This is a genomic window from Thalassotalea sp. G20_0 (assembly GCF_017744175.1).
Taxonomy (GTDB): Bacteria; Pseudomonadota; Gammaproteobacteria; order Pseudomonadales; family Endozoicomonadaceae; genus Endozoicomonas.
This window is the reverse complement of record NZ_JAGHQV010000534.1, coordinates 1-520: the sequence shown is the minus strand read 5'-3', so window position 1 is coordinate 520 and position 520 is coordinate 1. Positions and strand designations below refer to the sequence as shown.

Annotated in this window: 1 protein-coding gene; it reads left to right on the top strand. The window is 48.7% G+C overall.

The window, feature by feature from the left end; all coding sequences use genetic code 11:
• Positions 1-520: hypothetical protein (locus J7438_RS27420; RefSeq protein ID WP_209279165.1), on the top strand; the 520-nt coding region annotated here is incomplete at both ends.

Genomic DNA, 520 nt, shown 5'->3' with positions numbered 1-520 from the left:
CGAAGCTTCTGTAGAACAACTTGACAGCCCGAAAGCCCTGGCAGCCGCGATCGGAGAAAAGCTCTTCGCTCTGACCGAAGAAAATGTGCATGCTCACAATGAGCTACTGAGCGCAAAAAGCAGCCAACCAAGAGTTCGTACAGTCGATGGTGATTTCTGCTTCTCTGAGAACAGTTCAGAGGCGAATGACGATGGCGAGAGCGTTGCTGCCATGCCCAAGCATTTGTTTGAGCGTGAGGAGCGAGACATGGCGATCCGTGAATTAATTGAGCAAATGCCAACATTGAAGCCTGTAGGGCACGATCAATCCGGTCGCATTGCTTTGCTGGAAGAGGTTTGCGATGGCTCGCCAGAAGAGGTAGAGAGATTTCTCTCCGGCAGTAGGTTCGTTGCAGACGCAAAAGATGAGCTCTATAGCCACCACCCCGTCATTGATAGTAAATTAAATCCTGACGATGGTTCTGAATACAGTGACAATGGTTCTGAATACAGTGACAATAGTTCTGAATACAGTAACGAA